The sequence below is a fragment of the Corallincola holothuriorum genome, assembly GCF_003336225.1.
Taxonomy (GTDB): Bacteria; Pseudomonadota; Gammaproteobacteria; order Enterobacterales; family Neiellaceae; genus Corallincola; species Corallincola holothuriorum.
Genome location: NZ_QPID01000013.1, coordinates 101,645 through 126,002, shown reverse-complemented (window position 1 = coordinate 126,002; position 24,358 = coordinate 101,645). Strand labels below are relative to the sequence as shown.

The following is a 24,358-nucleotide window of genomic DNA, read 5'->3' as shown; positions in this document are numbered from 1 at the left end:
AAAAACGCGACATTAAAAACACAAAACTAAAAACACAAAGGAAAGGCTATGGAGCTTAAAAAAAATAAGCTAGCTATTTACATGATGCCGCTACTCGCAGCAAGCATGGTAGTTGGTTGCTCTGATGACGATGACGATGAAGATCTGGTGTGTGAAGCACCTGAATACATCAATGAAGCTGGTGATGCGTGTATCATGCCGACGGTTGATTCACCGGCACCTAACCCTAATCTTGATATCGATCCTCCTGGTGAAACGATGGAAGCAGCTGCTAACCAGCTGGTTCTAAACTATGTTGATCCAAATGCAAGCCCAGAAGCCACTGCAATTGATCCTGATAGTCCTTACGCTGAATGGTCATTGCACCTTTGGAATAACGAAAATTGCGATTCAATTGCTGAAGAACAGCTCAACACCGATTGGGGTGACACCAGTGTTGTGCCTGACGGTGCTGATGGCTACGGTCCTTACTGGACACTAGACCTGTCGAAAGAGACTGGCTGTATCAACTTCATTCTCCGTGGTGCTGATGGTAATACCAAGATCATTGACCCTGATATGATGGTTGACTTGGATACCTTTACCGACCGCGCTGTGTCTTTGGTTGGCAGCAGTGCTGAAGTTTATGACACCCGTGAAGAGGCATGGAATACCAACCCTCCAGGTATCAACAAAGATAACCGCAACGCCGCATGGGTTGATGCAACCACAATCCTTTGGGGTGAAGAAGGCGCGACATTAGTACTTTATGTGTCTGATTCAGCTAATTTTGGTTTGAATGCTGACGGTACCTTAACCGGTGACTATACCGCTCACCAATTGACCGCTGGCACTTTATCTGAAGAGACAGCCGCTAAGTTCCCAGCCATTGCTGATCGTAACGCGTATATGTTGCCTGAAGGCATTGATGCGAAAGCAGCACTGAAAGGTCAGCTTTACATCGCGACACTGTCCGAAGGCCTTTGGATTGAGAAGCTGAGCAAGCTGCAAACTCCTGGCGCAATTGACGCTCTTTATACTGCTGGCGAAGATGACGCCAACGAGCAAGAGTTAGGCGCAATGGTTGGAGATGGTGCAACTGAGTTCGCCTTATGGGCGCCTACTGCACAGAATGTTGCTTTACACCTGTTCAATGCAGACAAAACTGCAATGGGTGAAGCGGTCGCCATGACTGAAGATATGAACGGTATCTGGCGTGCTTCTACTGAAGCTCCACACGGTACTTTCTACAAGTATGAAATCACTGTTTATCATTATCAGTCTGATGCCCTTGAAACATTGATGGTAACCGACCCTTATTCAATGGGTCTGTCTACTGATTCTATTTACTCTCAGGTGATTGATTTTACTGCTGAAGATGTTACGCCTGCAGGTTGGGCTGATCATGTAGTACCTGAAGCAGCAACCAGCTCAATCACTGTATATGAGTCACATGTTCGTGATTTCAGTGCCCATGACGAGAGCACTTCAGAAGCTAATCGTGGTAAGTACCTCGCGTTCACAGAAACAGACTCTGCACCAATGCAACATATCATTGGTCTGAAAGAAGCGGGTCTGACTCACTTCCAGCTGTTGCCAGTATTTGATATCGCCACCATTAAAGAAGACCCTGCGATGCGTGTCGACATTCTCGATACAGTAGGAAAACTGTGCGGCCTTAATGCTGAAGCAAGCGTATGCGGTCAACCTGAAGCGACTATCATTGCTGACCTGCTAGATGCATGTGACCCTGCCACTCAGTGTGCTGAAACCATCATGGATGACATGCGTGGTTTGGATAGCTTCAACTGGGGTTATGACCCGTTCCATTTCGGTGCTCCAGAAGGCAGTTATGCCTCTGACGCTGATGGCGTTGCGCGTATTAACGAGTTCCGTCAAATGGTTAAAGCGCTCCATGATCAAGGCTTACGCGTTGTGATGGATGTTGTTTATAACCACACTAACGCCTCAGGTTTGACTTCAGAGAAGTCAGTGCTGGATAAAGTGGTTCCTGGTTACTACAACCGTTTCAATCAAGACACTGGCTCAGTTGAAACCAGTACTTGTTGTGACAATACTGCCACTGAAAATGCGATGATGGAAAAGCTGATGACCGATACTCTGGTTGTCTGGGCTGATCAATATAAGATCGACTCTTTCCGTTTCGACTTGATGGGTCACCAGCCGTTGGATTCAATGGAGCGTTCATTGGCCGCTGTTCACGCTGTTGATGCTGATAACTACTTCTATGGTGAAGGTTGGAACTTCGGTGAAGTTGAGAACGATACCTTGTTTGTTCAAGCGACTCAGCTGAACTTGGCAGGTACCGGCATCGGTTCATTCTCTGATCGTGGTCGTGACGCTATCCGTGGTGGTTCACCATTTGATTCTGCTGAAGGTATCCGTACCGCTCAAGGTCTTGCTAACGGCTTATACTCTAACCCGAATGAGTTGAACAGCGGTGCTGAAGGTGAAAAATCTCAGCTGCTGCATGCGACTGATATCGTTCGCGTAGAGTTAGCAGGCCTTTTAGCTGACTATGCTTTAATCAACTCCAACGGCGATACTGTTCGCGGTAGCGGTGTTGATTATAACGGTCAGCCAGCGGGTTACACAGACTCACCTACTGAACTAGTGTCTTATGTGTCAAAACATGACAACCAAACTCTGTGGGACAACAACCAGTACAAACTTCCTACAGGTATGTCTGCTGCTGAGCGCGCTCGTTATCATACTTTTGCATTAGCTTTCCCATCATTTGGTCAAGGTGTGCCATTCATTCATATGGGTTCTGATCTGCTGCGTTCTAAGTCTATGGAACGTGACAGCTATGACTCAGGTGACTGGTACAACTATGTTGACTTCACTAAGCAAGACAACAACTGGAACGTTGGTCTGCCACGTGATGACAAAGATGCCGGTAACTACGATGTAATTAAAGCTATCATCGCTGATGAGACAACTATGCCTGCCGCTGCAGACATAGCCTTTAGTAGCGACGTGTTCCAAGAGTTCTTGCAGATCCGTAAGAGTTCACCGTTGTTCACTTTGGGTACTAAAGAAGCTGTCATGGCTCGCGTTGACTTCCATAACACAGGTGCAGAACAAACGCCTGGTGTGATTGTTATGTCTATCGATGATGGCGCAAGTGCTGGTGCAGACTTGGATGAAAATGCTGACGCGATCGTTGTCGTATTTAACTCGACTCAAGATGACTTCACCTTGAATGTTCCAGGTCTTGTCCTGCATGACATTCAGATGAACTCTGTCGACGCTGTATATAGCGATGTGGTTGTTGGTGCTGAATCTGTAATCGTTCCAGGTGTAACCGCGGCAGTATTCGTTATGCCTCAAGGCGATGCTCAGGGCGCTGGTATTCCAGTGGCTGAGAAGAGCTTTGCAAATACCCCTCCTTATGGTGATACCAAGCTGTATGTTCGTGGTGACATGAATGGTTGGGGCACAGGTAACGAAGCTGAGTTCATCTATGATGGTCTTTACAGTGAAGTGATTGAACTAGAAGTTGGTGCTTATAGCTTTAAGGTTGCCGACTCAGGTTGGACTGCTGGTACAAACTTTGGTTATGCCGATGTGACAGTTGCTGAAGGCTCTATGGCGATTACCGACGTTGACGGTAATATGAATGTTGCTATAGAAACTGCTGGTTTGTATCGTTTTGACTTCAATGCTCGCGATACCAGTGCACAAACTATCTCTGTGACTAGCTATGCGGACGTAGCGCCTTATGGCGACGCGGTACCATTACTGCGTGGTGAGATGAATGGTTGGAGTGAAGATAACCCATTTGCTTTTGACACTGTAGGTGAGTACACGCTTACAATGCAGTTAACTGCTGGAGACTACAAATTCAAAGTCGCTGATGCAGATTGGGGCGAACAGGGTATTAACTTGGGTGGCGAAGTTACAGTTTCTGTTGATGAAGTAGCGACTCTAGTGCCTGGTGGCGGTGACAATGTGTTGTCTATAGAGGAAGACGGCGAGTATGTGTTTACGCTCAACGCATTTAACATCAATAAGCCAACTCTGTTGGTTGAAGAGTACGTTGAAGCACCTGTTGAGCCAGAGCCTACAGCTTGTGAGTTGTTAGATCCTAGTACTGATACTGCGCCAGTCGCTGTACCACTATATGTACGTGGTGATCACTCTGGTTGGGCTGCTGAAGCTGCATACGCATTCACTTATAAAGGTGATAATATCTATCAGGCCACTTTCACGGTCGCTAATACTATCAACTTTAAGATTGCGGATGATTCTGATAGTTGGGATGTTCAGTTCTATGTACCTAAGGGATCAACTGACGATACTCCAATGACAGGTTTGCTGTTGGATGAAGTCTATAATACTTGGGCTAAGACTGGTGGTGCATTTACCAACAATAGCATTGCCTTACCTGATGCTCCGGTGATCTTCACTTTCACCGTGACTGATGCTGCAGCGATAGACGACTACACAGGTACATTGTCTGTATGTCAGCCAGAGTAATCTCTGACATTACTTCCTAGCTATTGCTAGTAAACCAAGCCGGCGCTTATGCGCCGGTTTTTTTATCTGTATCAAATAATTATGTTTCTATTAATTAAAATAGGTACGAACAGCTTCCTCTTTATTAGTTTTGATGTAAAAATAACCAGCTTAAATGGAAGAGTGACATGGGATTGGAAGCCTACCCTCCCTGGTATCCTCCGCAATGATAAAGCGCTGCTATGATCGCGTGACTATCTGTTGCCGCTGGCTCTCTTCTGCCGAATTTTGTTGTGGCAGGGAAGGCAAAAAATGAAGACGTTACTTATTATTGGCTCTGCTCTACTCGCATCTGTTGTTAGCCCCTCTATATATGCAACTCCAATTCAATTTGACCTAGTGTGGAACGGAACTGTCTATGAGGATAATGGTAGTGGTGACTATGTAACTATTAATCCAGATCTTGCTCCTAAAGAGTTCCAGTTGGCTGCAACGGTTTCTCAACCGACAAATAGTTGGTTAGACATGTTCAGCTATGATTATCCCGATCGTGAGCAAACGGTTTTTCGCGCTAAATCCATTTACGATGTGACTTTAGAGTACTCTAACGTGTTTCCCTTGGAGGAGTATTTAAAGGGCAGTGTTGATTCAACTGAGTTATTAACAGATGGGCAATCCAGTGTTCTGCAACATTCTCAATTCGAAGACTTTTGGTCTCCTGATATCCAAGATGTGGGGCGGGATTTCGTAAATCTTTTCTCTCACCAAGTCTGGAGTAAAACAGAAACGAATGCAGATGGGCACGAACAGGACACTAGCTTACAGTATTGGGTGGCAGCTGAGATTCATATGCAAGACATTTTTGGAGCAGATGAAGTTCGACAATACTCTGAAGAAGAAACTTGGCACTTTTTGGCGAACTTGGATAAAACTCAAGTAACTGTCTATGAAGGGATTCAGTATTATACAGGACAGTGGGTTGGTCAGGAGTTTGAATGGCTTGATCATTTCAGCCGGTATGCTCGCTATGAAGGGGGGGCGTCAACGTTTGATGTAGATGCACCACACACCATGTTCCTTTCGATGTTGGGCCTGCTAGGTATTGCCGCTTACCGCCGAAAGAACTGATCTGCTTAGCGAGTTTGACGGAGCCTAAAAGGCTCCTTCAATTTGCATGATAACGTTTCCGCTCACATTCGAATCGCCAATTCTACCTTCTCCCTGTATAGTACTCACCTATACTGCATAACTATTCAAATTAGAGTACTTCCATGTCCGATTCTATCCGAGTTGCCATCGCCGGCTGTGCCGGTCGCATGGGAAAGAACCTTTTACTTGCCACTTTTGAAAGCGAAGCCGTTGAATTGGTTGCTGGCTTTGAGCGCCCTGGCAGCAGTTTGATTGGTGCTGACTTAGGTGAACTGGCCGGTATCGGTAAACTGGGTGTTGAGATCTCTGGTGGGCTCGAAGGCCTAGAGCAGAGCGTAGATGTGGTGATTGATTTCACTGCACCTGACGCCACATTGGCCAATATTGAGTGGTGCCAGCAACACGGTAAGCAGATCGTTATAGGTACAACAGGCTTTACCGACGAACAAAAAGCGCAAATAGATGCGGCCAGTCAAAGCTGCGCCATCATGATGGCGTCAAACTACAGCGTTGGCGTGAACTTGTTATTCAAACTGCTAGAGACTGCTGCAAAGGTGATGGGCGACTACACTGACATTGAAATCATTGAGGGTCACCATCGCCATAAAGTTGATGCGCCTTCTGGAACTGCACTGAGTATGGGCGAAGTGATCGCTGATACGTTGGGCCGGGATTTGAATAAGGTGGCTGTTTATGGTCGTGAAGGTATTACCGGCGAGCGTGAGCGTGACACTATCGGTTTCGCTACTATCCGTGCTGGTGACCTAGTAGGCGAGCATACGGCGATGTTTGCGGACATCGGTGAGCGTGTAGAGATCACTCACAAAGCCTCTAGTCGTATGACATTCGCCAATGGTGCAGTGCGTGCAGCTGCCTGGCTCAAAAGTAAACAATCAGGATTTTATGACATGCAAGATGTGCTTGGATTGAAGGATTAAACCCTCAGTTTTGAGCGTTTCGAGCGGAAATGTACTGATAAAGTTAAAAAAATGTAAATGGTGAAATCTGTGATAGACGTCAACCCAGAGTTGTACTAGAATGCGCGGAATTTGCCACCGTTTCGGTAAAGAAGTTTTTGTTCGGTCTATATAGACCAGTTAATGGGAGTAAGACCTTGTGTTTACTCCCATTTTGCTGCCAACGTGGAGGTTATCTTGAATAAACCCGCTCTACTGGTGCTAGCTGATGGCACTGTTTTTCGCGGTCGTTCCATAGGCGCTGACGGTCAGTCGGTCGGTGAAGTTGTTTTTAATACTTCAATGACCGGTTATCAGGAGATACTGACTGATCCATCTTATGCACGTCAAATTGTCACGCTGACTTATCCCCATATCGGTAACACCGGTACCAATAGTGAAGATGAAGAGTCTGCGAATATCTGGGCAACAGGCCTGGTTATCCGAGATCTGCCTCTGTTGGCTAGCAACTTCAGAAATGAAGAGACGCTCTCTGATTATCTCAAGCGCAATAACGTTGTCGGCATCTGCGATATTGATACCCGCAAACTGACACGTATTCTGCGAGAGAAAGGCGCTCAGGCTGGGTGTATTGTTGCTGGTGAAACGGTTGACGACGCAGCAGCAAAAGCGGCTGCGCTGGCATTCCCAGGATTGAAGGGAATGGATCTGGCGAAAGAGGTCACTACTAAAGAGTCATTCAGTTGGACAGCGGGTAGCTGGCAATTGGGTAGTGGCCACACGTCACCGGAAGCTACTTCATTGCCTTTCCATGTGGTTGCATACGATTTTGGCGCCAAACGCAATATTCTGCGTATGTTGGTTGATCGAGGTTGTCGTTTGACTGTGGTTCCTGCACAAACCCCTGCGGAAGATGTGCTGGCTATGAACCCTGATGGCATCTTCCTATCAAATGGTCCTGGCGATCCAGAGCCTTGCGATTACGCTATCTCTGCTATCAAGAGTTTTCTGCAAACCGACATACCGATCTTTGGTATCTGTCTCGGACACCAGTTACTGGCATTGGCCAGCGGTGCGAAGACGGTGAAGATGAAGTTTGGTCACCACGGGGCCAACCACCCAGTGAAAGATCATGATAACAATGTAGTGATGATCACCAGCCAGAACCACGGTTTTGCTGCTGATGAGACAACACTGCCAGAGACTTTGCGTGCAACGCATACCTCATTGTTTGATGGGTCACTGCAAGGCATTCATCGCACAGATAAGCCAGCGTTTAGTTTTCAGGGACACCCTGAAGCAAGCCCCGGCCCACATGATGCGGCGCCGCTGTTCGATCATTTCATCGAACTTATTGAACAACGCAAAGCCAAGTAACAGATTCGCAGCAAGGGTAGACAATGCCAAAACGTACAGACATACAAAGCATATTGATTCTTGGCGCTGGTCCGATTGTGATCGGGCAGGCCTGTGAATTTGACTATTCAGGCGCGCAGGCGTGTAAGGCGCTTCGGGAAGAGGGCTACCGGGTTGTTCTGGTGAACTCAAACCCGGCGACTATCATGACTGACCCGGAGATGGCCGATGCTACCTACATCGAACCGATTCACTGGGAAGTGGTTGCTAAGATCATCGAGAAAGAGCGTCCAGATGCTGTATTGCCGACGATGGGTGGCCAGACGGCACTGAACTGTGCCTTGGAACTCGAACGTGAAGGCGTGCTGGAGAAATTTGGCGTTGAGATGATTGGCGCAACTGCCGACGCCATCGATAAAGCTGAAGATCGTGACCGCTTTGATAAGGCGATGAAGGCCATTGGTCTGGAAACGCCTCGTGCAGAAACCGCGCATACCATGGACGAAGCCCATGATGTTCTGTCGCGAATTGGCTTCCCTTGTATTATTCGCCCTTCGTTTACCATGGGCGGCTCGGGTGGTGGTATTGCCTATAACATCGAAGAGTTCGATGACATCTGTAGCGGCGGTTTAGAGCTTTCTCCGACCAGTGAATTGTTGATTGATGAATCATTGATCGGCTGGAAAGAGTATGAGATGGAAGTGGTGCGGGATCGAAATGACAACTGCATCATCGTCTGTTCCATCGAAAACTTTGACGCCATGGGTGTGCACACGGGTGACTCTATCACTGTCGCGCCAGCGCAAACACTGACTGACAAAGAGTATCAGTTGATGCGTAATGCATCGATGGCGGTATTGCGTGAGATCGGTGTAGAAACTGGCGGCTCGAACGTTCAGTTCGGTGTTAATCCGGCTGATGGTCGTATGGTGATTATTGAGATGAACCCGCGAGTGAGCCGTTCGTCTGCGCTGGCTTCAAAAGCTACCGGCTTTCCTATCGCTAAAGTCGCTGCCAAGTTGGCAGTGGGTTATACCCTTGATGAGCTACTTAATGATATCACGGGTGGTAAAACTCCAGCGAGTTTTGAACCTGCTATCGATTATGTTGTTACCAAGGTACCGCGGTTTAACTTCGAAAAATTTGCCGGTGCGAATGATCGTCTAACGACGCAGATGAAGTCTGTTGGCGAAGTGATGGCTATTGGCCGTAACCAGCAGGAATCTCTGCAGAAAGCGTTGCGTGGGCTTGAAGTGGGTGCCACCGGCTTTGATCCTATCGTCAATTTGGACGATGCCGAAGCGAAATCGAAGATCCGTCATGAATTACAAGAGCCGGGTGCGGATCGTATCTGGTACATAGGCGACGCATTCCGTGCGGGCATGAGCCTTGACGAAGTGTTTAAGTTGACCAACGTCGATCGTTGGTTCTTAGTACAGATCGAAGACCTTATCAGCGAAGAGAAGAACCTGAAAGAGCTGGGTATGGCTGGCTTGACGGCTGACTTGTTGCGCGGCTTGAAGCGTAAAGGTTTTGCCGATGCCCGTTTGGCGACCTTACTAGGTGTCTCTGAAGCTGAACTGCGTAAGCTACGTACACGTCATGAAATCTTCCCTGTATACAAGCGCGTCGATACCTGCGCTGCAGAATTTTCAACTGACACCGCGTATATGTACTCGACTTATGATGAAGAGTGCGAAGCCGATCCGACTGACAATGATAAAATCATGGTTATAGGTGGCGGACCAAACCGCATTGGCCAGGGTATCGAGTTCGATTATTGCTGTGTACATGCGGCATTGGCAATGCGTGAAGATGGTTATGAAACCATCATGGTTAACTGTAACCCTGAAACGGTTTCTACCGATTATGACACCTCTGATCGCCTTTATTTTGAGCCGGTCACACTGGAAGATGTGTTGGAGATTGTCCGTGTCGAGAAGCCTAAAGGGGTGATCGTACAGTACGGTGGTCAAACACCACTTAAGCTGGCGCGAGCACTCGAAGCGGCAGGGGTACCAATTATCGGTACCAGCCCAGATGCAATTGACCGTGCTGAAGATCGTGAACGTTTCCAGCAAGCAGTTGAGCGGCTTGGCTTGAAGCAGCCAGAGAATGCAACTGTAACGGCATTGGAAGAAGCGGTCGCGTTGGCTGAAAAGATCACTTATCCATTGGTTGTACGCCCCTCCTATGTACTCGGTGGCCGCGCCATGGAGATTGTTTACGATGAGATTGACTTGCGCCGTTACTTCAACGAAGCGGTGAGCGTGTCAAATGAGTCACCAGTGCTGTTAGATCGCTTCCTTGATGACGCCATTGAGATCGATATCGATGCTATTTGTGATGGCAAAGATGTGGTGATCGGCGGGATCATGGAGCATATCGAGCAAGCAGGTGTTCACTCAGGTGATTCCGGTTGTTCGTTGCCACCTTACACACTAAGTGCTGATGTCCAAGATCGCATGCGTGAGCAAGTACGGAAATTGGCGCTTGAGCTCGGTGTTGTTGGTTTGATGAATGTGCAGTTTGCAGTCAAAGACGATGAGATCTACCTGATTGAGGTGAATCCTCGTGGTGCTCGTACTGTACCATTTGTTTCGAAAGCGACCGGCGTTGCTTTAGCCAAGGTGGCTGCGCGTGTCATGGTCGGTCAGAGCTTGGCGGATCAAGGTGTGACATCTGAAGTGGTGCCACCGTATTACTCAGTGAAAGAAGTGGTGCTGCCGTTTAACAAGTTCCCTGGTGTTGATCCTATCCTCGGTCCAGAGATGCGTTCTACTGGCGAGGTGATGGGTGTTGGAGAAACGTTCGCTGAAGCTTTTGCCAAGGCGGAGTTAGGTGCCAACAAGAACCCGCCACGTAAAGCTGGTCGAGCTCTGCTGTCTGTTCGCGATAGTGATAAGAAGCGGGTGGTTGATTTAGCGAAGCGCTTGGTTGAGTTGGGCTACGAATTGGATGCGACCCATGGTACTGCCGTGGTGCTTGGTGAAGCCGGTGTTAATCCTCGTTTAGTTAACAAGGTACACGAAGGCCGTCCTCACATCCTTGATCGTCTGAAGAACGGTGAGTACAGCTATATAGTTAACACCACTGAAGGTCGTCAGACAATTGTAGATTCAGTGCCTCTGCGTCGTGCAGCACTGCGTCAGCAAGTGAACTACACTACGACCCTTAATGGCGCGTTCGCGACCTGTATGGCGCACACCGTAGATGACAGAAGCTCTGTGATCTCAGTGCAAGAGTTACATAAGAAAGCAGCTAAGTAATGATCAAAATACCTATGACAACCGCTGGCGCAGATGCGCTGCGGAGTGAGCTTAACTACCTTAAGTCTGAGCGTCGTCCGAAAATCATTGCCGCTATTGCGGATGCTCGAGAGCATGGTGATTTGAAAGAAAACGCAGAGTACCACGCTGCTCGCGAGCAGCAGGGCTTCTGTGAAGGGCGCATTCAAGAGATTGAAGCGAAACTATCGAATGCCCAAATCATTGACGTGACTAAGGTGCCTAATAACGGCAAAGTAATCTTTGGCGCGACGGTTAAGGTTCTCAATATCGATTCGGATGTTGAATCGACTTACCGTATTGTTGGCGATGATGAGGCTGATATTAAGCAGAATCTGGTGAGTGTTAATTCACCCATTGCCAGAGCATTTATCGGTAAAGAAATCGATGATGTGGCTGAGGTTAAGACGCCAAATGGTGTCGTTGAGTACGAGATTGTTGAAATCGAGTATATCTAATCGAACGCTTGATAAAAAAGGCCGCTAATGCGGCCTTTTTTGATCGTTAGGTGCCTACTTTTTAGGTAGTTCGATTTTCTTATCATCGCTTGGACGATACAAAATCACTGTTTTACCGATTAACTGGACTTTGACTGCGTTTGTCTCGCGCACAATGGCATCGATCACAGCATTACGCATTTCGCGATCATCGCCAGGTAGCTTCACTTTGATTAATTCATGGTGGGCGAGTGCTATTTCTATCTCGGCCAATACACCTTCTGTTAATCCGTTAGCCCCAAGGAGCACGACTGGGCGCAATGAATGGGCCATCGATTTTAAAAATTGTTTTTGCTTGTTTGTTAGTTGCATGACCGCTCTTTTTTGTCGCTTTACTTGAATCCGCTATAGTTTACCTCCATTAACTAGATAACTACTAATTGTGATCACAGAATAGATGAGTAAAAAGAAGCGCTCAGCCAGCAGTAGCCGCTGGATCAAGGAGCATTTTGATGACAAATATGTCCAGGAGGCTCAGAAAAGGGGCCTGCGTAGTCGTGCTGTATTTAAGCTCGAAGAGCTACAGCAGCAAGATAAATTAATCCGTTCAGGGGACACCGTCGTAGATTTAGGTGCAGCACCTGGGGGCTGGTCACAATTGGCCGCCGAATTGGTGGGTGAATCAGGGCGAGTGATCGCCTGCGATATTTTACCCATGGACCCGATTGCTGGCGTGGCCTTTTTACAGGGTGATTTTCGTGAAGAGAACGTATTAACTGCGTTACTCGACTATGTGGGAGATGACAAAGTCGATCTTGTTTTGTCTGATATGGCGCCAAACATGAGTGGTCATGGCACCGTTGATCAGTCTCGGTCAATATATTTGATTGAGCTGGCTTTGGATATGTGTCATCAAGTGTTGGCCGCCAATGGCAGGTTTGTGGTGAAAGTTTTTCAAGGCGATGGCTTTGATAACTTTTTGCAAAATGTGCGGTCTGCATTTACAAGCGTTAAGATTAGAAAACCTGATTCCTCGCGGGCTCGCTCCCGGGAGGTTTACATCGTGGCTAGCGGTTACAAACTGTAGTACCCTAGCGTTTAGTTAAGTTATTGCGGCGAAGAGGCAGCACCCTTGAGCGATATGGCAAAAAATCTCATTCTTTGGCTAGTCATTGCAGTTGTTTTAATGTCTGTAGTGCAAGGTATTTCCACAAAAGATAGTGCTGGAAAGACCATCGATTACACCCAGTTCATTGAGCAGGTTAATAACGGCCAAGTTAGAGAAGTTAGGATCGATGGCAAGACAATTACTGGCCTGACCGGCGGTAACGAGTCGTTTGAGACTGTGCTTCCAATGTACGACGAAGCGCTCATGAATGAGCTGCTGAAAGCAAAGGTGAAAGTGGTTGGTACGCCAGAGGAGCAGCAAAGCTTCTTGGCGCAGATTTTCATCTCTTGGTTCCCCATGCTGCTGTTGATCGGTGTTTGGATCTTCTTCATGCGCCAAATGCAGGGCGGCGGTGGCAAAGGTGCCATGTCGTTTGGTAAGAGCAAAGCGCGGTTGATGAACGAAGACCAAGTCAAAGCGACTTTTTCTGATGTCGCGGGCTGCGACGAAGCGAAAGAAGAGGTCGGTGAATTAGTCGATTATCTTCGCGAACCTTCCAAGTTTCAGAAGCTCGGCGGCAAGATCCCGACAGGTGTGCTGTTGATTGGCCCTCCTGGTACAGGTAAGACGCTGTTAGCTAAAGCGATTGCCGGCGAAGCTAAAGTTCCTTTCTTCACCATTTCTGGCTCAGATTTCGTTGAGATGTTCGTTGGTGTTGGTGCATCCCGTGTTCGAGATATGTTCGAGCAAGCCAAGAAAGCGGCACCATGCATCATCTTTATCGATGAGATCGATGCGGTAGGTCGTCAGCGTGGCGCGGGTTTAGGCGGTGGTCATGATGAGCGTGAGCAGACATTGAACCAGATGTTGGTTGAGATGGATGGCTTTGAAGGGCATGAGGGCATTATTGTTATTGCTGCTACTAACCGTCCTGACGTTTTAGACCCTGCTTTACTGCGTCCTGGCCGTTTTGACCGCCAGGTAACCGTTGGTCTGCCGGACATCCGTGGTCGCGAGCAAATTCTTAAAGTACATATGCGCAAAGTGCCGCTTGCGGACGATGTGAAAGCTTCTGTCATCGCCCGTGGTACGCCAGGCTTCTCCGGTGCTGATCTAGCTAACTTGGTCAATGAAGCGGCTTTGTTCGCTGCTCGAGGTGACAAGCGCTTGGTCGCGATGGAAGAGTTCGAAAAGGCCAAGGATAAGATCCTGATGGGCACCGAACGTAAGTCCATGGTGATGAGTGAAGATGAGAAAACGATGACCGCTTATCATGAAGCGGGTCACGCGATTGTCGGTCGCTTAGTACCTGAGCATGATCCGGTTTACAAGGTCAGTATTATCCCTCGTGGTCGAGCGCTGGGTGTGACCATGTACCTGCCAGAGCAAGATCGTGTTAGTTACAGCAAGCAGCACTTAGAGAGTATGATCTCCAGCCTGTTTGGTGGACGTTTGGCGGAAGAGATAATTTTTGGTGCCGAGAAGGTGACAACCGGCGCATCAAATGACATCGAGCGAGCGACTGATTTAGCGCGCAAGATGGTGACCCAATGGGGCTTGTCTGAAAAGATGGGACCTTTGCTCTACGCCGAAGAAGAGGGCGAAGTGTTCTTGGGACGTAGTGTGGCGAAAGCTAAGCATATGTCTGATGAGACGGCACGTGCCATTGATGAAGAGATTAAGCGTGTTATCGATCGCAACTACACGCGTTCCCTGCAGATCCTTAATGATAATCTCGATATTTTGCACGCGATGAAAGATGCGTTGATGAAGTATGAGACTATCGATGCGAAGCAGATCGATGACCTGATGGCACGCGTTGACGTGCGTGAACCTGCGGATTGGGTTGATAGTGATAGCTCTGATGATTCTGATACAGGCAGTGCGTCAGCCAGTACCGATGAAGCGTCTGTGCCACCGTCTGTAACACCGGATGATGCGCCAGCGAAATAGTTTGTTTTGGTTTTAGAATAAAATCCGCCCTGTTGATACAGGGCGTTTTTACATTTAGCGAATAGAGTTGCAACTGTGTATCGGATTAAATTTTCAGATCGCTGCTTGGTATTAAAAGCGCCTCAGGTCATGGGAATACTTAATGTAACGCCCGACTCTTTTTCTGATGGCGGTAAGTATGGCCAGTTGGATGCGGCACTCAGGCAAGCTGAGGCGATGGTAGCTGCAGGCGCGACATTTATTGATATCGGAGGAGAGTCGACACGTCCGGGTGCCGACGCCGTCTCTGTGGACCAAGAGCTAGTTCGTGTGATCCCAGTGATTGAGGCTGTAAAGGCGAATTTGGATGTTTTGGTCTCGCTTGATACCAGTAAGGCTGAGGTGATAAGTCAAGGCATTTCAGCGGGTGCGGATCTGATCAACGATGTTCGCGCATTACAAGCCCCTGGCGCATTGCAGGCGGTTGCTGCAAGTCGCGTTCCTGTGTGTCTTATGCACATGCAAGGGGAGCCCCGTACAATGCAGGATACCCCGCAGTATGGGGACTTAATCTCTGATATCCGCCATTTTTTCGAAGACCGTATTGATGAATGCGTGAATGCAGGTATCGAGCGTAGTCGAATTCTTATCGATCCCGGGTTTGGTTTCGGAAAAAGTGGCGATCACAATTACCAGTTACTTAATCAGTTGGATCAGTTTCATGAACTTGATCGTCCACTATTGGTCGGATTATCTCGTAAGAGCATGATCGGCCAGGTGCTCAACAATGATATTTCTGAACGTGTGATTGGCAGTGTTGCCGGTGCTGTTATTGCGGCAATGAAAGGCTGTCACATCGTCAGAGTACATGATGTCAAAGAAACCGTTGAGGCTATGAATATAGTGCGAGCAACGCTACAGGAGAGTGTTTAGGTGAGCGAACGTAAATATTTTGGTACCGATGGCGTCCGAGGGCGAGTTGGAGAGTTTCCGATTACCCCTGAATTTTTCTTAAAATTGGGCTGGGCTGCAGGCCGTATTTTGGCGAAAGAGGGTAGCCGAACCGTCTTGATAGGTAAGGATACCCGTATCTCCAACTACATGTTGGAATCGGCTCTTGAGGCCGGATTGGCCGCTGCCGGGCTAAAGGCCGCGTTTACAGGTCCTATGCCAACCCCTGCGATTGCTTACCTAGCAAGAACATTCCGAGCCGAAGCGGGGATCGTGATCAGTGCATCCCATAACCCGTTTTATGATAACGGCATAAAGTTTTTCTCAGCAGATGGCACCAAGCTTGATGACGATCTTGAGTTAGCGATTGAAGCCGAACTGGATAAGCCGCTGACTTGCGTTGATTGTGAAAAATTAGGTAAAGCGATCCGTATTGATGATGCGGCAGGGCGCTATATCGAGTTTTGTAAAAGCAACTTCCCCTCAGGTATGTCTTTGGTTGGGATGAAGATTGTTGTCGATTGCGCGAATGGTGCTACTTACCATATTGCACCTGCTGTATTTTCCGAACTGGGCGCGGAAGTGATCCCAATTGGTATCTCTCCTGACGGTGTGAATATCAATGAGAAGTGTGGCGCCACGGCGATGGATGCGATCAGCAAGGCTGTGGTTGAACATCAGGCCGATCTGGGTATTGCATTTGATGGTGACGGTGACCGAGTGATGATGGTTGACCGGGATGGTGTTGTTGTCGACGGTGACGAGCTGGTTTATATCATTGCCAGAGATGAGCTGCGTAATGGTTCGCTGAAAGGTGGTGTGGTTGGCACCTTGATGAGTAACCTGGGGATGGAAGTTGCCTTACGCGAGCTCGGCATTCCTTTCGTACGCGCTAAAGTGGGTGACCGTTATGTGATGGAGGCGCTGCTTGAGAAGGGGTGGTCCATCGGCGGTGAAGGCTCTGGTCATATTATTAACTTAGCCCATACCAGCACGGGCGACGGTATTGTTGCCGCATTGCGTGTGTTAACGGCAATGCAAAACTCGCATCTTGAGCTGAAAGAGCTGCGCAAAGGGATGAAAAAATACCCGCAGTTACTCATCAATGTTCGCTATCCACAAGGTGCGGATCCGCTTGCTGCTGAAAGCGTTCAAAAGTCTGTGCAAGACGCTGAGAAGGCGTTAGCTGATAAAGGGCGTGTGTTACTTCGCAAGTCCGGCACGGAACCCTTGATCCGAGTGATGGTTGAAGGCGAAGATGCCGCGCTGGTTAAGCAATGTGCGCAGCAGATTGCTACTCAAGTAGAAGAGTCGGTTAAAGCCTGACCAGTTAAATGTAATTTTATTGCTACGGCTCTTGTAACAGAGGGCCGCATTAGTTAATATCTGCCCGCCTTGAAATGAGGTGGTTTGTTAGGAACGCAGCTAGGCTGCACTTCGGGAAGATTAGCATGTACGAGGTTTTATTAGTTCTGTATCTGTTGGTAGCACTTTCGCTTATCGGCTTGGTGTTGCTCCAGCGTGGTAAAGGTGCAGACATGGGTGCTTCATTTGGTGCTGGTGCTTCCGGTACTTTGTTTGGTGCATCTGGTTCAGGTAATTTTCTTACTCGTACCACGGCTGTCCTTGCAACCTCATTTTTTATCCTTAGCTTGTTGCTCGGCAACCTAACTGCAAATGCAGTTAAGCAAGAGGAAGATTGGAATAACCTTGGTGGTGAAGCGCCTGTGGTTGCAGAAGAGCTTGTTGCTCCTGCAGCACCCGCTGCACCTGAAGATGCCAAGGACGATATTCCAAACTAAAGCGTTTGCCGAGGTGGTGGAATTGGTAGACACGCTATCTTGAGGGGGTAGTGTCCTATGGACGTGCGGGTTCAAGTCCCGCTCTCGGCACCAATTTCAATAAAAGGCTGACAATTCGTCGGCCTTTTATTTACTTACTTGCCTATGGATAGGCAGCTGAATATAATTCAGACCTTGTTGGCGCGGGATGGAGCAGTCTGGTAGCTCGTCGGGCTCATAACCCGAAGGTCGTCGGTTCAAATCCGGCTCCCGCAACCACTTTACCTTTAACGAGGTAAGCGCCCACGGCGCACAGAGGGTATCGCTTTAAGCCCCGCAGCTAAGACACGGGGCTTTTTGTTATTTACTGCTCTGTTAGCTACCGCAGGTTGTATCAGCTAGGGGCGTTATGCCCTTTTTTTATTTGTGGAGAACTGATTTGGCGAAGCTCGAATCAAAATTGACCATCATGCTAGAGCCAGCTGTCGAAGCGACAGGGCTGGAGTTGCTGGGTCTGGAGCTTATCCGTGCTGGGCGTAGCTCTGTGCTGCGTCTCTATATCGATCATGAAGACGGCATCACCGTTGAACATTGTGCGGAAGTTAGCCGCCAAGTGAGCGCTGTACTTGATGTCGAAGATCCTATTGCGGGCGAATATAACTTGGAGGTTTCTTCTCCGGGTATGGCTCGTCCTTTGTTCAAGCGCGCCCATTATGAAGCAGTGGTTGGACAAAAAGTGAGTTTACAGACCGTGTTGCCTGTTAATGGGCGGCGAAAATTTACCGGCGATTTGCTGGCGGTAGAGGGTGATACCCTGACGTTGAAAGTAGATGGCGAAGAGGCTCTGATTGCGTTGAATAACGTACGAAAGGGCAACATTGTCCCTATCTTTGATTGATGGGACTTGGCGAAGCGAGGCATTCGAGATGAACAAAGAGATCTTGCTGGTCGTTGACGCAGTATCCAACGAAAAAGCAGTACCGCGGGAAAAGATCTTCGAGGCGCTAGAGATAGCACTGGCCACCGCAACAAAAAAGAAATATGAAGGTGATATAGAAGTACGTGTTGAGATCGACCGTAAGACGGGTCAATACGATACTTATCGCCGTTGGCTTGTAGTCGAACTTGAAGACAGCGGATTAGAAAATCCATACGCCGAGATCACGTTAGCTGCTGCGCAGGTGGATGAGCCGGAGATAACTCCTGGCGAATATGTTGAAGAGCAGATTGAGTCGGTTAAGTTTGACCGTATCACGACGCAAACTGCAAAGCAGGTTATCGTTCAGAAGGTACGTGAAGCAGAGCGTGCGCAGGTTGTTGAGCAATTTCAGGATCAGGAAGGTGAGTTAGTCACTGGAGTGGTCAAGAAAGTGAATCGCGATAGCGTGATTATTGATTTGGGTAGCAACGCAGAAGCTGTGTTGTATCGCGAAGAGATGTTGCCACGTGAGACGTTCCGTCCTGGCGATCGGGTAAGAGCCTTATTGTTCTCTGTTCGTCCTGAAGCCCGTGGTGCTCAGTTATTCTTAAGCCGCAGCCGCCCTGAAATGCTGATTGAACTGTTCCGCATTGAAGTGCCAGAGATCGGCGAGGAGATGATTGAAATCATGGCCGCCGCACGCGATCCTGGGTCACGAGCGAAGATATCGGTGAAAACCAATGACCGCCGCATCGATCCTGTGGGGGCGTGTGTTGGTATGCGTGGTAGTCGTGTCCAAGCGGTTTCTGGTGAGCTTGGCGGTGAGCGTGTTGATATTGTGCTGTGGGATGACAATGCCGCGCAGTACGTTATTAATGCCATGGCGCCTGCGGATGTTGCTTCCATCATAGTTGATGAAGACAAGCACACCATGGATGTCGCTGTGGAAGCTGATAATTTAGCCATGGCTATTGGTCGTAACGGTCAAAACATTCGTCTTGCCAGTCAATTGACTGAGTGGGAACTGAATGTGATGACGCAAGAAGATATGAATGCCAAGCATCAAGCGGAAGCTGCATCTGTTATTAAGGTGTTTGTTGATGGTTTGGGTATCGATGAAGAGTTTGCTGCCCTGTTGGCAGATGAAGGTTTCAGTACGCTGGAAGAGATTGCTTATGTTCCGGCCGCAGAGTTACTTGAAATCGAAGGGCTAGATGACGATCTGGTCGAAGAGCTGCGTACCCGTGCGAAAGATGCACTGACCACGCAAGCTCTGGCGGAAGAGGAAAGCCTCGAAGGGGCTGAGCCGGCAGAAGATCTGCTGAACCTCGAAGGTATGGAACAACACATGGCCTATGTACTCGCGAGCAAAGGCGTTTGTACCCTGGAAGATCTGGCTGAACAAGGCACTGATGATCTCCTCGATATAGATGGGTTAAATGCTAAGAGTGCTGGCGAGTTAATTATGGCCGCTAGAAATATCTGTTGGTTTGGTGAAGATGAAGCCAACTAAGCGGTGCAACGGAGGTAGTGAAGGTAATGGCAGAAGTCACAGTCAATAAACTTGCCAGTGAGATCAACACACCTGTTGACCGCTTGCTTCAGCAATTTGCTGATGCGGGCATGGTTAAATCAGAGAGTGATTCGGTAACTGAAGATGAGAAGCAGGCGCTGCTTTCTCATTTGCATAAGCAGCATGGCGGGGACGCTGGTGAGCCTAAGCGTATGACATTACGTCGTACGACTAAGTCAACCTTGAGCGTACCAAGCGGCGGTGCTGGCGGTAAAGCTAAGGCCGTTCAGGTTGAAGTGCGGAAGAAGCGCACGTATGTGAAGCGTAGTGCAGTTGAAGAACAAGCACGCCAGGAGGCTGAAGAGAAAGCCCGCCTGGAAGCTGAACAAGCGGCAGCGGCTGAAGCACAGCGTAAGGCAGAGGAAGAAGCCAAGCGTAAGGAAGAAGAGGCTGCACGCAAGGCTGAAGATGCCAAGCGCAAGGAAGAAGAAGCCAAGCGTAAGGCTGAAGATGCTAAGCGTCGCGCAGCTGAAGAAGCGAATAAGAGCCCTGAAGAGCGTGCAGCTGAAGAAGCCTCTCGTCAGGAAGAAGCTGCTTTGAAAGCTAAGCAGGACGAAGAGTTACGCCGTAAAGCCGAAGCAGAAGCGGACGCCAAAGCGGAAGAAGCCAAACGCCTTGCTGAAGAAAATTCAGAGCGCTGGAAGAAAGAAGAGGAAGCGCGTAAAGCAAAAGAGAAAGAAGATGTTCATCTTCACTCCAACCGCTATGCGCAGGAAGCCGAAGATAAGCAGGATGAGCAAGCAGAACAGCGCTCACGTCGTCGGAAAAAGAAAAAGGCGCAGCCGGCTGTTTCTCATAGAGGCCGTCGTGGCGGTCGCAATACACCTGCACCGACAGCCCTGCAACACGGCTTCACCAAGCCAGCGGCACCGGTAGAACGTGATGTTCGCATCGGTGAAGCGATTACCGTGGCTGAACTAGCCAATAAGATGGCTGTTAAAGGTGCTGAAGTCGTTAAGACTATGATGAAAATGGGCGCTATGGCGACTATTAATCAGGTTATCGACCAGGAAACTGCAGCCCTTGTCTGTGAAGAGATGGGTCACAAAGTTGTTCTAGTAAAAGAGAACGAACTGGAAGAGCAGGTAATGGCTGCAGCGACTTCTGACGCTGGTGAAGCGATTACGCGTGCGCCTGTTGTGACTATCATGGGTCACGTTGACCATGGTAAGACGTCGCTGTTGGATTACATCCGTAATGCCAAGGTTGCAGATGGTGAGGCTGGCGGTATTACCCAGCACATTGGTGCTTATCACGTCGAAACTGATAACGGTATGGTCACCTTCTTGGATACACCGGGCCACGCAGCGTTTACCTCTATGCGTGCTCGTGGTGCTAAGGCGACGGATATCGTTGTACTTGTTGTGGCTGCTGATGATGGCGTTATGCCGCAAACAAAAGAAGCTGTACAACACGCGCGTGCCGCAGATGTACCAATCGTTGTTGCGGTTAACAAGATTGATAAAGAAGAAGCGGATCCTGATCGTGTTAAGAACGAGCTAGCCCAGCTAGACGTTTTGCCTGAAGACTGGGGCGGCGATACACAGTTCGTTCATGTATCGGCGAAGTCTGGTGAAGGCATTGATGAACTGCTAGAAGCTATATTGCTGGTTTCCGAAGTTCTGGAGTTGAAAGCAAATCCGGAAGGTCTGGCAAGTGGTATCGTGATTGAATCACGCCTTGATAAAGGCCGTGGCCCTATCGCATCAGTATTGGTTCAGCAGGGTACGTTACGTCAAGGTGACATTATTCTGTGTGGTCTTGAGTATGGCCGTATCCGTGCGATGAAGGATGAGTTAGGTCGCAGCATTACCGATGCAGGTCCGTCGATCCCTGTTGAGATCCAGGGCTTGAGTGGTGTGCCATCAGCGGGCGATGAAGCCACGGCTGTTAAAGATGAGAAGAAAGCCCGTGAAGTGGCGCTTTATCGTCAAGGCAAGTTCCGTGATGTGAAACTAGCGCGTCAGCAGAAGGCTAAGCTTGAAAACATGTTCGCTAACATGGAAGAGGGTGAAGTTTCTGAACTTAATCTGGTGCTTAAGGCCGACGTTCAAGGTTCATTGGAAGCGATCAGCGAGTCACTAGCTAAGCTATCTACCGACGAAGTTAAAGTGAAGATTATTGGTAATGGCGTAGGTGGTATTACTGAGACTGACGTGACACTGGCTGCGGCTTCCAACGCTATTGTTGTTGGTTTTAACGTTCGTGCCGACGCTTCAGCCCGTAAAGTGGTTGATGCCGAGAACATTGACTTACGTTACTACAGCGTGATTTACGATGTGATTGATGAAGTACGCCAGGCGATGAGCGGTATGCTTAAGCCTGAGTACAAGCAGGAGATCATTGGTCTGGCTGAAGTTCGTGATGTGTTTAAGTCACCGAAGCTGGGTGCGATTGCTGGCTGTATGGTGACCGAAGGTATCATTAAGCGCAGCGCACCAATTCGAGTACTGCGTGAAAACGTGGTTATCTACGAAGGTGAGCTGGAATCACTGCGCCGCTTTAAAGACGATGTGAATGAAGTTCGTAACGGCGTAGAGTGTGGTATCGGCGTTAAAAACTATAATGACGTTAAAGTCGGTGACCAGATCGAAGTATTTGAAACGGTTGAGATTAAGCGTACGTTGTAATACTGCGCAAGGTCGTCACTGTCACTTTTAAAGTGTAATGAAATGGGTTGAGGGCGAAGGCTCTCAACCCATTTGTATTAAGAGGCAATTATAATATGGCAAATTCCAACCGCGTGTTTCGCGTTGGACAGCAGGTACAGCAAGCCATTGCAATGATCCTTCAACGCGAGATCCGCGATGATCGATTGGGTATGGTCACCGTGTCTGATGTCGAAATGTCCCGAGATCTGGCCTATGCCAAGGTGTTTGTCACCTTCCTGTTTGATGAACAGGAGAAGATTGATGGCGCAATGGCAGCGCTGGAAGATCATAAGAAAATGATACGCATGCTGCTAGGCAGTGCGGTGAAACTGCGTGTCACGCCTGAAGTTAAGTTTCAATTTGATAAGTCATTAGTGGAAGGGATGCGTCTCTCTAGTTTGGCTTCTCAAGCAGTAAAAAACGATGAACTTCGTCGTGGTGAAGATAAGAAAGACGAGAGCGAAGAGTAATGGCACGTCGTACCCGAGGCCGCGCTGTTGACGGCGTATTATTGCTGGATAAACCGTTAGGCCTCTCTTCCAATCATGCCTTACAGCGTGTTAAACGTATCTTTTTTGCTCAGAAAGCGGGGCATACCGGTGCGCTGGATCCGTTAGCTACCGGCATGCTACCTATTTGTCTCGGCGAAGCGACCAAGTTTAGTCAGTTCCTGCTCGATTCCGATAAACGTTACGTTGTGACGGCGAAGCTAGGGATCCGTACGACGACATCCGACGCGGATGGCGAAGTGGTTGCTGAGCGTGCGGTGGACGTATCTGAAGCTGAGCTCGTAAAAGCACTGGAACCCTTTCGTGGTGATATCAATCAGGTCCCTTCGATGTACTCGGCGCTCAAGCACGAAGGCAAACCGCTTTATTGGTATGCTCGCCAAGGTATCGAAATTGAACGTCCTGCCCGACCTATTACCATCTTTGAGCTCAAACTTCTTGCTTTTGAAGGTGATGAAGTATCACTGGAAGTGCATTGCTCAAAAGGGACCTACATCCGCAGTTTAGTGGATGACCTTGGTGAACTGCTGGGCTGTGGTGCTCACGTTGCTTCGTTACGCCGCACGGCCGTCAGAGATTACCCCTATGCCAATATGGTGACGCTGGAACAGCTGGAAGCGCTATTGGAACAGGCGCGTGAGCAGGAGGTTGAGCCTTCGACCCTGCTGGATCCGCTGTTGATGGCTGCGGATAGCCCTGTCGCTGATCTGCCGGAAGTCTCCTTGCTACCCGAAGTTGCAGGCTATTTGCTTAATGGTCAGCCGGTACAAGTACCCAAAGCCCCGGCTCATGGCTTGGTACGGGTCTTTGTTGGCGAAGAGCGGCGTTTTGTTGGCCTTGGTCAGATCGATGAAGACGGCCGAGTGGCACCTAAGCGATTAATTCAAAATCCTAACTGCTGAGCCCTTGCGTTCAGCCATGGGGGTCGTTAGAATACGCGCCCTCAGTTCCCCGCTGAATTAGTGATTGGGGGGAACGTTATTAAATTGGAGAATAGTGATGTCACTAAGTACTGAAGAAAAAGCAAGACTGGTTGCAGAATTTGGCCGTGGCGAAGGCGATACGGGTTCACCTGAAGTTCAGGTTGCTCTGCTGACTTTCGATATCAACCAGCTGCAGGGTCACTTCAAAGAACACATCCACGATCACCACAGCCGTCAAGGTTTGTTGCGTAAAGTAAGCCAGCGTCGTAAGTTACTGGATTACTTGAAGCGTAAGAGCAACGAACGTTACCTGGCGTTGATCGAAAAACTGGGTCTGCGTCGCTAAGACGTGTTACGACCGAGTTAAAAAAAGAGCCGATAAGGCTCTTTTTTTGTTTTTACGG

General features: G+C 48.7%; 18 protein-coding genes and 2 tRNA genes. 19 read left to right on the top strand and 1 reads right to left on the bottom strand.

Annotation, left to right across the window (positions count from 1 at the left end):
- The first annotated feature begins 48 nt into the window (after nucleotides 1-48).
- From pulA to greA, 6 genes are all read left to right on the top strand, one after another.
- Nucleotides 49-4,482: a pullulanase-type alpha-1,6-glucosidase gene (gene pulA, locus DU002_RS17955; protein ID WP_114339828.1), complete on the top strand. Its 4,434-nt coding sequence runs from the start codon at nucleotides 49-51 to the stop codon at nucleotides 4,480-4,482.
- Between the two features lie 291 nt (nucleotides 4,483-4,773).
- A complete protein-coding gene (locus tag DU002_RS17950; protein WP_114339827.1) occupies nucleotides 4,774-5,589 on the top strand; it encodes a hypothetical protein in 816 nt (271 codons plus the stop codon).
- Nucleotides 5,590-5,732: 143 nt separating this feature from the next.
- Nucleotides 5,733-6,548 (top strand): 4-hydroxy-tetrahydrodipicolinate reductase, encoded by an 816-nt coding sequence (dapB, locus tag DU002_RS17945; protein ID WP_114339826.1) that lies wholly within the window; start codon nucleotides 5,733-5,735, stop codon nucleotides 6,546-6,548.
- Nucleotides 6,549-6,764: 216 nt separating this feature from the next.
- Nucleotides 6,765-7,904, top strand: a complete 1,140-nt coding sequence (gene carA, locus DU002_RS17940; protein WP_114339844.1) for a glutamine-hydrolyzing carbamoyl-phosphate synthase small subunit — start codon at nucleotides 6,765-6,767, stop codon at nucleotides 7,902-7,904.
- 23 nt (nucleotides 7,905-7,927) lie between these two features.
- On the top strand, nucleotides 7,928-11,152 hold the full coding sequence (gene carB / locus DU002_RS17935; RefSeq protein ID WP_114339825.1) for a carbamoyl-phosphate synthase large subunit: 3,225 nt from the start codon (nucleotides 7,928-7,930) through the stop codon (nucleotides 11,150-11,152).
- Entirely contained in the window at nucleotides 11,152-11,628 is a 477-nt protein-coding gene (greA, locus tag DU002_RS17930; protein ID WP_114339824.1) for a transcription elongation factor GreA, read from the top strand. Before carB ends, greA begins: the two co-directional genes overlap by 1 nt.
- A 54-nt stretch (nucleotides 11,629-11,682) precedes the next feature.
- Here the strand turns inward: greA and yhbY are convergent, their stop codons facing one another.
- Nucleotides 11,683-11,979, bottom strand: a complete 297-nt coding sequence (gene yhbY, locus DU002_RS17925; protein WP_114339823.1) for a ribosome assembly RNA-binding protein YhbY — start codon at nucleotides 11,977-11,979, stop codon at nucleotides 11,683-11,685.
- Between the two features lie 85 nt (nucleotides 11,980-12,064).
- Here yhbY and rlmE point away from each other — a divergent pair, with 85 nt between their 5' ends.
- From rlmE to rpsO, 13 genes are all read left to right on the top strand, one after another.
- Nucleotides 12,065-12,694, top strand: coding sequence for a 23S rRNA (uridine(2552)-2'-O)-methyltransferase RlmE (gene rlmE, locus DU002_RS17920; protein ID WP_114339822.1), 630 nt, complete (start codon nucleotides 12,065-12,067; stop codon nucleotides 12,692-12,694).
- A 45-nt stretch (nucleotides 12,695-12,739) separates the two neighbouring features.
- Entirely contained in the window at nucleotides 12,740-14,668 is a 1,929-nt protein-coding gene (gene ftsH / locus DU002_RS17915; protein ID WP_114339821.1) for an ATP-dependent zinc metalloprotease FtsH, read from the top strand.
- A gap of 75 nt (nucleotides 14,669-14,743) precedes the next feature.
- Nucleotides 14,744-15,580 (top strand): dihydropteroate synthase, encoded by an 837-nt coding sequence (gene folP / locus DU002_RS17910; protein WP_407642961.1) that lies wholly within the window; start codon nucleotides 14,744-14,746, stop codon nucleotides 15,578-15,580.
- Complete coding sequence (gene glmM, locus DU002_RS17905) at nucleotides 15,581-16,924, top strand: phosphoglucosamine mutase (protein WP_114339820.1); 1,344 nt, start codon at nucleotides 15,581-15,583, stop codon at nucleotides 16,922-16,924.
- A 125-nt stretch (nucleotides 16,925-17,049) separates the two neighbouring features.
- A complete protein-coding gene (gene secG / locus DU002_RS17900) occupies nucleotides 17,050-17,400 on the top strand; it encodes a preprotein translocase subunit SecG (protein WP_114339819.1) in 351 nt (116 codons plus the stop codon).
- A gap of 7 nt (nucleotides 17,401-17,407) precedes the next feature.
- Nucleotides 17,408-17,493, top strand: a tRNA-Leu gene (locus tag DU002_RS17895).
- Nucleotides 17,494-17,581: 88 nt separating this feature from the next.
- Nucleotides 17,582-17,658, top strand: a tRNA-Met gene (locus tag DU002_RS17890).
- Between the two features lie 160 nt (nucleotides 17,659-17,818).
- A complete protein-coding gene (gene rimP / locus DU002_RS17885) occupies nucleotides 17,819-18,277 on the top strand; it encodes a ribosome maturation factor RimP (RefSeq protein WP_114339842.1) in 459 nt (152 codons plus the stop codon).
- A gap of 28 nt (nucleotides 18,278-18,305) precedes the next feature.
- Entirely contained in the window at nucleotides 18,306-19,811 is a 1,506-nt protein-coding gene (gene nusA, locus DU002_RS17880) for a transcription termination factor NusA (protein ID WP_114339818.1), read from the top strand.
- Between the two features lie 26 nt (nucleotides 19,812-19,837).
- On the top strand, nucleotides 19,838-22,501 hold the full coding sequence (gene infB / locus DU002_RS17875) for a translation initiation factor IF-2 (RefSeq protein ID WP_114339817.1): 2,664 nt from the start codon (nucleotides 19,838-19,840) through the stop codon (nucleotides 22,499-22,501).
- 95 nt (nucleotides 22,502-22,596) lie between these two features.
- Nucleotides 22,597-22,992 (top strand): 30S ribosome-binding factor RbfA, encoded by a 396-nt coding sequence (gene rbfA / locus DU002_RS17870; RefSeq protein WP_114339816.1) that lies wholly within the window; start codon nucleotides 22,597-22,599, stop codon nucleotides 22,990-22,992.
- Nucleotides 22,992-23,933, top strand: a complete 942-nt coding sequence (gene truB / locus DU002_RS17865; RefSeq protein WP_114339815.1) for a tRNA pseudouridine(55) synthase TruB — start codon at nucleotides 22,992-22,994, stop codon at nucleotides 23,931-23,933. The genes rbfA and truB overlap by 1 nt, the downstream gene beginning before the upstream one ends.
- Before the next feature lie 97 nt (nucleotides 23,934-24,030).
- Nucleotides 24,031-24,300 (top strand): 30S ribosomal protein S15, encoded by a 270-nt coding sequence (gene rpsO / locus DU002_RS17860; protein WP_114339814.1) that lies wholly within the window; start codon nucleotides 24,031-24,033, stop codon nucleotides 24,298-24,300.
- The last annotated feature ends 58 nt before the right edge of the window (nucleotides 24,301-24,358 follow it).